Source organism: Streptomyces sp. NPDC002265 (assembly GCF_040296125.1).
GTDB lineage: Bacteria > Actinomycetota > Actinomycetes > Streptomycetales > Streptomycetaceae > Streptomyces.
Map to the genome: position 1 here is coordinate 1 of NZ_JBEOWS010000439.1, position 6,973 is coordinate 6,973.

General features: G+C 72.0%; 7 protein-coding genes. 1 reads left to right on the top strand and 6 read right to left on the bottom strand.

Going from position 1 to position 6,973, the window contains the following annotated elements:
• Window positions 1-50 precede the first annotated feature (50 nt).
• The 3 genes from ABT085_RS41775 to ABT085_RS41785 form a co-directional block, all read right to left on the bottom strand.
• Complete coding sequence (locus tag ABT085_RS41775; RefSeq protein ID WP_351620959.1) at window positions 51-551, bottom strand: GNAT family N-acetyltransferase; 501 nt, start codon at window positions 549-551, stop codon at window positions 51-53.
• 45 nt (window positions 552-596) lie between these two features.
• Window positions 597-1,103 carry an RNA polymerase sigma factor gene (locus ABT085_RS41780; RefSeq protein ID WP_351620962.1) on the bottom strand — a complete coding sequence of 169 codons (507 nt, stop codon included), beginning with the start codon at window positions 1,101-1,103 and terminating at the stop codon, window positions 597-599.
• Between the two features lie 66 nt (window positions 1,104-1,169).
• A complete protein-coding gene (locus ABT085_RS41785; protein ID WP_351620965.1) occupies window positions 1,170-2,348 on the bottom strand; it encodes a glycerophosphodiester phosphodiesterase in 1,179 nt (392 codons plus the stop codon).
• Between the two features lie 310 nt (window positions 2,349-2,658).
• On the opposite strand from ABT085_RS41785, the gene ABT085_RS41790 reads away from it, so the two are divergent.
• Entirely contained in the window at window positions 2,659-3,438 is a 780-nt protein-coding gene (locus ABT085_RS41790; protein WP_351620977.1) for a lysophospholipid acyltransferase family protein, read from the top strand.
• A gap of 242 nt (window positions 3,439-3,680) precedes the next feature.
• Here the strand turns inward: ABT085_RS41790 and ABT085_RS41795 are convergent, their stop codons facing one another.
• The 3 genes from ABT085_RS41795 to ABT085_RS41805 form a co-directional block, all read right to left on the bottom strand.
• Window positions 3,681-5,192 (bottom strand): MFS transporter, encoded by a 1,512-nt coding sequence (locus ABT085_RS41795; protein ID WP_351620968.1) that lies wholly within the window; start codon window positions 5,190-5,192, stop codon window positions 3,681-3,683.
• Window positions 5,189-5,785, bottom strand: coding sequence for a TetR/AcrR family transcriptional regulator (locus ABT085_RS41800; protein WP_351620971.1), 597 nt, complete (start codon window positions 5,783-5,785; stop codon window positions 5,189-5,191). The genes ABT085_RS41795 and ABT085_RS41800 overlap by 4 nt, the downstream gene beginning before the upstream one ends.
• A 95-nt stretch (window positions 5,786-5,880) precedes the next feature.
• On the bottom strand, window positions 5,881-6,852 hold the full coding sequence (locus tag ABT085_RS41805) for an aldo/keto reductase (RefSeq protein ID WP_351620974.1): 972 nt from the start codon (window positions 6,850-6,852) through the stop codon (window positions 5,881-5,883).
• Between the last annotated feature and the right edge of the window lie 121 nt (window positions 6,853-6,973).

Genomic DNA, 6,973 nt, shown 5'->3' on the forward strand with positions numbered 1-6,973 from the left:
GCGGCGCACCGGACCCGGCGAGCGCCGGACGAGGGGTCGCGGCCGGGCGGCTAGGCCGTGGTGGCGTACGCCCCGGCCGGCTTCTCCAGAATGATCATGGGTACGCCGTCGTCGCCGCCCTTGGTCGTGCCCACCAACTCGTAGCCGACCCGGCGGTACAGGCGCAGGTTGCCCTCGCTGCGGTGGCCGGTGAACAGGCGGAACCTCTTGGCGCCGCGCTCCTCGGCGAGGGCCGACTCGGCCGCGCTCAGCAGGCGGGCGCCGATGCCGTGGCCCTGGAGGCGGGGGTGGACACAGAGCTTGCCGATGGCGGCCGCGCCGTCCTCGGCGATCCGGCCGCGCACCGAACCGACGACCTCCTCGCCCAGCCGTGCCACGTAGACGCAGTCGGAGGCGACCTCGGCGCGGACCGAGTCGAGGGTCTGGACGAGCGGGTCGATGCGGTAGTTGCCGTACAGCGCCGCCTCGCTCTGGAAGCACAGGTACTGCAACCTGAAGATCTGCTCCACGTCCTGCTCGGTCGCCACCGAGATGGTCACGCTCATGCCCATGTGCGCACGCCTCCCGCTCACCTGATCACCGGTTGTTCCTCACTCCTATCCCCGCACTCCACGAGCCGCAACCTCCGGCGCAAGCAAACGCCGAAGACAACCAAGACATTTGGCACGTTCCGGCCCGAGACTTCCCTGTGAGATACCCAACTCCCCCGCGATCTCCCGGTAGGTCGGGTCCTGCGGCGAGAGCAGTGCCTCCAGCAGCCGGGGGCAGCGGCCGGGCAGTCGGCGTACCGCGTCGCGCAGGGTGCGGCGGCCCGCGGCGCCGAGGACGAGCTGTTCGGGGCCGCGGCCGGGATCGGCGACGGGCTCGGTGCCGTACGGCCGTTCACGGCGGATCCTGCGGCGCGAGCGGCGCGCCTCGGCGCGGACGGCCTTGCGCAGCCACGCCGGCGGGTCGTGCGGCGGCGCGCCGGCCGCGAGGCGTTCCAGGAGGCGCAGCCAGACCTCCTGTTCCAGGTCGCCCGCCTCGCTCCCCGAGCCGTGCGCCTCGGCCAGGGCCTCGGCGGCGAGCAGCGGGCGCAGGGTGGTGAGCATCTCGTGGGTCATGTACCGCACGACGCGGCCGCCCGGGCGTGGGTTCGCCGGGCGGCCCGGTGTCACTCCAAAGGGGAATCAGCCGTTGACGAAGTCCGCGCGGGCCAGCACCGCGGTGTCGGCGTTGTCGGTGAAGACACCGTCGATACCGGTGGCGAAGTACGCCTGGAAGGCACCGAAGGCGTCTCCGTAGGCGTCGGCGTCGGTGCCCTTGCGGAAGCTGGTGGGCAGGAAGGGGTTCTCGTTGCGCATGGTGTAGGGGTGCAGCACCAGGCCCACCGCGTGGGCGTCCCGGACCAGGCTGGTCGGGGTGGTGAGGTTGCCCGCGGCGTCCTTCGGGACGACCAGGTCGAGGGTCGGCCCGATGCCCTGCGCGTAGCCGGCGATCTCCCGGAGACCCGCGGGCGTGACGAGGTCGGCGACCGTGCGCGGGTCACCCGTCTCGACGAAGTCCCAGGGGCGGCCGGCGGCCGTGGAGAGCAGCACGACGAGCGGGTTGTCCACCAGCGTGTTCAGACGCTGGATGCTGGTCGGCTCGAAGGACTGGAGGATGACCGGCGAGTTCCACTTGTCCTTGCCGCACTTGCGCAGCAGCTTGGCGACCCGCTCCTCCAGGCCCAGGCCCAGTTTGCGGAAGTAGGTGGGGTGCTTGGTCTCCGGGTAGATCCAGACCTGCTTGCCCCGCTTGCGGGTCTGCTCGTCCTGCCAGCGGAGCACCTCCTCGAAGGTGGGGATCTCCCAGCGGCCGTCGTAGAGGGTGTTGTGCGGGCGGTTGGCCGGGATCCGCTCGACGGCGCGCAGGGTCTTCAGCTCGGCAAGCGTGAAGTCCTCGGTGAACCAGCCGGTGGTGGAGACGCCGTCGAGGACCTTGGTGGTCCTGCGGGCGGCGAACTCCGGGTGGTCGGCGACGTCCGTGGTGCCGCCTATCTCCGGCTCGTGGCGGCAGACGAGGTGACCGTCCCGGGTGACGACCAGGTCACCGGCCTCGACGACGTCGGCGCCGAGGTCGAGGGCCAGCTGGTACGAGCCGAAGGTGTGCTCGGGCCGGTAGCCGCTGGCCCCCCGGTGGCCGATGACGGTGGGCTTCGGCAGGCTCTTCAGGCCGCCCCGGTGCCGGGCGTCGGCTCTCGCCGGACCGGCCAGGCCGAGGACCGCTCCGCTCGCGCCGAGGACCGCGGCGCCGAGCAGCGCCCGGCGTCCGGTGCCTGCCGGTTCCTCGTGCGACCCCTGCGACTGTTGTGACCCGTGCGTGCTCATGGGCACCCTCCTGCCGTCGGCTCGTGCGTGCGGGCCGATGGTAGGGCCGTGGACATGGCGCAGGAGCGGCCTCGGAGGGAACGCGCGGATGACACCGGATGGCACCTCGACGGCGGGTGGTGACGGGACGTCGGCTTGGGCGCGGGCGGTCGGGGTACCCGGGCGGTACCCGCTCGGAGCAGTCGGCCGGCGGGCGGCGTGTGTCGTCCGTCACCCGGTCCCGTGTCGTGACATCCGCGTTGCGCGCAGGTCGCGAAGCTGCACCGCAGGTAAACATGCGTCAACAATGCGTAAGACTCCGGTGAACCCGATGTGCGCCACCCGGGGGCCCGCGAGTATCGTCCTCACCTGCACAGACACATCGCACACACAGACTCGTCGCACTTCGCTCGGCCGTCTTTCGACTCCGGAGGGTCCGTTGTCCCGCTTCACGCTCATCAAGGCAGTGCTCGGACCGGTCATGCGCCTGATGTTCCGCCCCCAGGTGGAGGGCGTGGAGCATATTCCGGGCGACGGCCCGGTCATCCTGGCCGGCAACCACGTCACGTTCATCGACTCGATGATCCTGCCGCTCGTCTGCGACCGTCAGGTCTGCTTCATCGGCAAGGACGAGTACGTCACCGGCAAGGGCGTCAAGGGCCGGCTGATGGCGTGGTTCTTCACCGGCGTCGGCATGATCCCGGTCGACCGGGACGGCGGCAAGGGCGGGGTCGCGGCGCTGATGACGGGCCGCCGGATCCTGGAGGAGGGCCGGGTCTTCGGCATCTACCCCGAGGGCACCCGCTCCCCCGACGGCCGGCTGTACCGCGGCCGTACCGGTATCGCGCGGCTGACCCTGATGACCGGGGCTCCCGTCGTCCCGTTCGCCATGATCGGCACGGACAAGATCCAGCCGGGTGGCTCCGGGATGCCGCGGCCGAGCAAGGTCAAGGTCCGCTTCGGCGAGGCGATGGAGTTCTCCCGGTACGAGGGGATGGACCGGGACCGCTATGTGCTGCGGGCCGTGACCGACTCGGTGATGACCGAGGTCATGCGGCTGTCCGGCCAGGAGTACGTGGACATGTACGCAACCAAGGCGAAGGCCGCGTAGGCCTCCGGCGGTTCGGCGAAGGCCGACCGGGCTGCCGGCCGGCCTTCGGGTACCGGTGACCGGCGGCCGGTCGGCCCTCGGGTGCAGGTGCGGGTGCGGGTGACCGACGGCCGGTCGCGTTCTTCGGGTGCGGGTGCGCTGTGGCTGGTCGCGCAGTTCCCCGCGCCCCTTCAATGCCGGTGCTGCCACCGGGCGCCCGCTCCAGGCCGGTTCCACGACCGCGCGCCCTTTGCGAACCGGTTCTACAGGCGCTGGTCGCGCAGCAGGAACCAGGCCGCCACGGCCGTCGCGAGCAGGACCACAGCGCCTGCTCCCGCCGCCAGGGCCAGGCCGTCCACGAACGCCTCGCGGGCCGAGGACAGCAGTTGCCGTGCCGTGTCCGCGGGCAGGTGTCCCGCCGCCTCGACCGCGCCGCCGAGCGACTCGTGCGCCGCGGCCGGTGTGCCCGCCGGGGCGGTGAAGCCGCGGTAGACGCCGGTCATGATGGAGCCGAGCACGGCGATGCCGAGGGCCGCGCCCAGTTCGTACGCCGTCTCGGAGACCGCCGACGCGGCGCCCGCCTGCTCCTTGGGCACGCTGGACAGGATCACGTCGGCGGTGACGGTGAAGGAGAACCCGGCGCCGACCCCGACGACCAGCAGGGCGGTGCCCAGGAACAGGTAGTCCGTCGACCGGTCCAGCAGGGTGAGCGCGCCGAGCGCTAGGCCCACGGCGGCGAGGCCGCCCGAGACCACGGCCCGTACCGAGAACCGCCGTGCCGCGTGGCCCGCCACCAGTCCGGCAGCCACCGCACCGACCGCGGCGGGCAGCTCGGCCAGGCCCGCCTCGAACGGGCCCCGGCCCTGGACGAGTTGCAGGTACTGGGAGAGGAAGAACACCAGGCCGGACAGGCCCAGCACGGTCAGCAGATCGGCGAGGACGGCGCCGCTGAATCCGCGGCCGCGGAACAGCCGCATGTCCAGCAGCGGGGTCGGCAGGGTCAGCTGACGCCGGACGAATCCGTACAGAGCGGCCGCGCCCAGCACGCCCGCGGCCGCCGTCTGCCAGGTGAGGCCGTGGGTGGCGGCCTCCTTGACCGCGTAGACGACACCGATCATGCCGACCAGGGACAGCACCACGCTGATCAGGTCCCAGGGTCCGGGGCTGGGGTTGCGGGACTCCGGCAGCAGCCTGCTGCCGACGAGGACGAGGACGGCCATCACGGGCAGGTTGATCAGGAAGACCGAGCCCCACCAGAAGTGTTCGAGCAGGAAGCCGCCGACGACCGGGCCGACGGCCGTGCCCGCCGAGGCGACGGCGCCCCAGATGCCGATGGCGAGACTGCGTTCGCGCGGGTCGTGGAAGAGGTTGCGGATCAGGGCGAGCGTGGCCGGCATCAGGGTGGCACCGGCGACCCCGAGCAGGGCCCTGGCCAGGATCATCGTCTCGGGCGTGGTCGCGTAGGCGTTGAGGACGGAGATCGCGCCGAACGCGGTGGCTCCGCAGAGCAGGATCCGCTTGCGGCCGATGCGGTCGCCGAGGCTGCCCATGGAGACGAGCAGACCGGCGATGACGAAGGAGTAGACGTCGCCGATCCACAGCAGCTGGGTGCCGGTGGGCTCCAGGTCCTCGCTGATGTAGGGGGTCGCGAGGCCGAGGACGGTCGCGTCGACGGCCACCAGCAGCACGGCGAGCACGAGGACGGACAGCGCGAGCCAACGGCCCGGGCGGCGTGCCGCCTCCGTCGTCGCGGCCGGCCGCAGGGTGCTGGTCATGATTCCTCTCTCCGTGGTTCGTTCTGTCGCAGTTCGTCGTGTCGTGGCTCGTCGCGTCGCAGCGCGCCGCCGAGGAGCAGCTCGACGGTCATGCGGGTGAAGTCCTTGGCCGCGACCCGGCCTTCCGAGACCGCCCAGGCGGCGGAGGCCAGCAGTCCGTAGAGAGCCTCGGTCAGCCAGGCCGGGGTGAGGTCGATCCGGAATTCGCCGCTGTCCTGGCCGCGCCGGAACAGGGCCGCGATGCGGTTGTCGATCCGGGTCCAGCCGGTGTTCTGGCCGTCGCCCTCGAACAGCTGGTTCTCGGTGTAGAGGAAGGCGAGCAGTCCTGCGGCGGGTTCGATCGCGTGCACCAGCCGGTGCACGGCGTCACGCGCCGGCCCCTCGTCCAGGCGGGCCGCGTCCAGCGCCGCCTCGCACTCGGCGATGCCGAGGGACTCCAGCGCCCGTACGAGCGCGTCGCGCCCGGCGAACTGACGGTGCAGGGTGGCGCGGCTGATCCCGGCGGCCCTGGCGACCTCGTCCATGGTCGCGGTGGCTCTGCGGGTCAGCAGGGCGGCTGCGCTGCGCAGCACGTGGTCACGGTCGACAGCCATGAGACAAGAGTAGCCCATGTGAGACATCTTTGTCTCACCATAGGCATGTGTGACTCACGCGTGGCGGTTTCCGGACCGCAGCGGTCCGAGGTCGCTCAGTGCCAGCGCAGCTGCCCGCGCCGCTCCCAGTACGCGTGCGGCTCCTCCACCAGCGTGGCCAGCCGGGCCAGGCGGTCGTCGTCGAGGTCCACGACGGCCGCGTGCAGGTTGGAGGCGAGCTGGCCGACGGTCGCGGCACCGGACAGGACGACCCCGGCCCAGGGCCTGCGCAGCACCAGGGCGAGCGCCACCGCGTCGCAGCCGAGGGAGACCTCCGCCGCCACCTCCTTCAGCACCCGCGGCGCGTACGGCTCCGCGAGCCGTCCGTTGGCCATGCCCTCCTTGACGATCACCGTGAGTCCGGCGTCGTGCGCCTCGGCGAGGGCCGGGGCGGCGGAGGTCTCCAGGATGTTGTACGTCGCCTGGACGGTACGGAAGAGGGGCTCGCCCTCGACCGTCACGGCGAGCGCGGCACGGATGGCCTCGGCCTGGTCCGGGCCGCTGGTGGAGAAGCCGACGGTGGCACCGCGGGCGGCCGACTCCGCGAGCTTCGCGTGCAGTTCCTTGTCGGTGAGGGCCGGGCTGTCCGGGGTCACCGAGTGGATCTGATAAAGGTCGAGCCGGTCGCCGAGCAGCGCCTCGGTCTCGGCGCGCTGCCGCTCGTACGTCGCCAGGCCGTGGTCCTTGACCTCGTGCCGCTCGGCCTCGACGGACCAGTCCGCGGTGTACGTGTAGCCCCACTTGCTGCCGACGACGACGTCGTCGGCCTCGGGGTGCGCGCTCAGCCACGCGCCGAGGAACTCCTCCGCACGGCCGTAGGAGCGGGCGGCGTCGAAGTAGCGCACGCCCTGGGCGTAGGCGGCGTCAAGGAGTTCATGGGTCCGCTCGCGCAGCGCGTCGACACTGCGCGCGGACGGCAGGTCCTGTTCCCGGCCGAGGTTGATGTAGCCGGGCCGGCCGACGGCTGCGAGACCGAGACCGAGGTGGCAGGTGGGCGTCGTGGCGGTGGCGAGGCGGTTGAACGGCATCGCTGGCTCCGGTTCGGTCGGCTCCTTGCGGCTGCAACCAAACCTAACCGCCCTCGTGACGGTGAAACGTGAGCGCGCCGCCGGACGGTTTCGGGGGCGGGTCGTGGTCCGTACTCCCCCG

Bases quoted from the DNA above. Each gene is read 5' to 3' on its own strand.
- ABT085_RS41775 (WP_351620959.1), bottom strand. From the start codon at position 551: ATGGGCATGAGCGTGACCATCTCGGTGGCGACCGAGCAGGACGTGGAG.
- ABT085_RS41780 (WP_351620962.1), bottom strand. From the start codon at position 1,103: ATGACCCACGAGATGCTCACCACCCTGCGCCCGCTGCTCGCCGCCGAG.
- ABT085_RS41785 (WP_351620965.1), bottom strand. From the start codon at position 2,348: ATGAGCACGCACGGGTCACAACAGTCGCAGGGGTCGCACGAGGAACCG.
- ABT085_RS41790 (WP_351620977.1), top strand. From the start codon at position 2,659: ATGTGCGCCACCCGGGGGCCCGCGAGTATCGTCCTCACCTGCACAGAC.
- ABT085_RS41795 (WP_351620968.1), bottom strand. From the start codon at position 5,192: ATGACCAGCACCCTGCGGCCGGCCGCGACGACGGAGGCGGCACGCCGC.
- ABT085_RS41800 (WP_351620971.1), bottom strand. From the start codon at position 5,785: ATGGCTGTCGACCGTGACCACGTGCTGCGCAGCGCAGCCGCCCTGCTG.
- ABT085_RS41805 (WP_351620974.1), bottom strand. From the start codon at position 6,852: ATGCCGTTCAACCGCCTCGCCACCGCCACGACGCCCACCTGCCACCTC.